This window comes from Nonomuraea sp. KM90 (assembly GCF_052246675.1).
In the GTDB taxonomy this organism is placed as follows: Bacteria; Actinomycetota; Actinomycetes; order Streptosporangiales; family Streptosporangiaceae; genus Nonomuraea.
On record NZ_JBQQCB010000350.1, the window covers coordinates 1 to 1,518 of the forward strand.

Below are 1,518 nucleotides of genomic sequence, written 5' to 3' on the forward strand. Positions count from 1 at the left end.
CCAGGCTGAAGGACCGCGACATGGGGCTCGAGGTCTCGCCCGAGGCCAAGCAGCTGCTGGCCGACCGGGGTTACGACCCCGTCATGGGCGCCCGGCCGCTGCGCCGGACCATCCAGCGCGAGCTGGAGGACTCGCTGTCGGAGAAGATCCTCTACGGTGACCTCCGGCCGGGTCAGATCGCCAAGGTCACGGTCGACGGCCTCGGGTTCGTCTTCACCAGCGAGAGCGCGCCCAGCGACCTGCGTCAGGGCGTGGCGGCGCCCGCCTGAGACGGGCGCCGCGCACGATCAGGCGTCCCCCGGGAAACCCGGCTACACCATGGGCAGGCTGCGGTCCAGGCCGGTGATGTGCAGCAGCCTGGTCATGAACGGGCGGGGTTCCGCCAGCGCCACGGTGATGCCCATGAGCCGGGCGTGCCGCTGCATGTTCACGATGACGCCCAAGCCGGAGGCGTCGCAGAAGGACACCGCGGACAGGTTCAGGACGAGCAGCGGCGTGCTGGACTTCAGGACGTCCTCCAGGCGCGACCGCAGCGCCGGGCTGGTGGAGATGTCGATCTCGCCGGACAGCCCGACGGTGGTCGGCCTCGACCGGTCGGCTGTGCCGAGCGGGTAAGCGTCGATGACGATCGTGCGGCTCTCGGATCGGTGCAGGGATGCGGGTTCCGGCTGATCGAGCGGCGAGTCCACCCCGATGTGGTGTTCACGCTCGTTCTCCCAGTCGGCGAAGGCGTCGGCCTCGGGCGTGCCGGTGGCCGGTTCGGCGGGCGCGTACGCGTCGTGCGCGTGCGCGGCTCCGATGCAGGGCGGCACCACCAGCAGCGTGACGGGCTCGGCGTCGGCGAAGGCCAGGACGACCAGATGAGCATCGGCCGCGCGCAGGCACTCCACCGCGACCTGCCTGCCCCGGGCGGGAACACGGTAAGGGATGTCGGCCCAGGTGTCGGCATCCAGGCCGATGCGCAGCACGACCTGGCCCAACCGCTGGTCGACCGCGGCGATGAGACCCGGCAACTCGGCGGCGGCGTCGCAGGAGTACGGCCACCACACCCCGTCCCTGGCACCCTGCCGGTCAACTAGAGGATCCAGCCAGAGGCGCACCTGGGAGTCGGTCGTGGGCGGTGCACCAACGGCGCTCAGCGGCGCGGGATTCGTCAGAACATTCATGATCGTTGGCCTGCCCGGCCCCTTCCAGGGCCCATCGTCTATCGCCGGGGGCGACGCCGACCTGAAAGCCAACGCTCGAAATATCCTCGGTAACTCCAGGATAATCCCGGGGTATGAAATGACATTTCCCCGGAAAGCAAAATGCGGCAATGGGTTTAGAAAACGTCCGGAGCGTAAGGTTGGCTTCCGCTCATCACCGAGCCATTTTGGCGCTCGGCCTGATTGACCTCGATGACTCACGCCTTGATCGTCCTGAGTAATGGGTTCGGTGTGGCGGAGGTTTCCGCCTGATCATCCTGTTCGTTCGCTCGGTGTGCCGTAGTGTGCCGCCCGAGGCGCTCGGATGGGCGGC

At 68.3% G+C, this 1,518-nt stretch carries 1 protein-coding gene and 1 pseudogene; one reads left to right on the forward strand and one right to left on the reverse strand.

Annotated elements, in window-relative coordinates; genetic code table 11:
• Positions 1-269 (forward strand): annotated as a pseudogene (locus tag ACTWPW_RS64130) (ATP-dependent Clp protease ATP-binding subunit ClpC); the annotation flags it as partial.
• A gap of 42 nt (positions 270-311) precedes the next feature.
• On the opposite strand, the gene ACTWPW_RS64135 reads toward ACTWPW_RS64130, so the two are convergent.
• Positions 312-1,166 carry an STAS domain-containing protein gene (locus ACTWPW_RS64135; RefSeq protein ID WP_443175031.1) on the reverse strand — a complete coding sequence of 285 codons (855 nt, stop codon included), beginning with the start codon at positions 1,164-1,166 and terminating at the stop codon, positions 312-314.
• Between the last annotated feature and the right edge of the window lie 352 nt (positions 1,167-1,518).

Excerpts from the sequence above, each read along its gene's own strand:
- ACTWPW_RS64135 (WP_443175031.1), bottom strand. The coding sequence starts at position 1,166 with ATGAATGTTCTGACGAATCCCGCGCCGCTGAGCGCCGTTGGTGCACCG.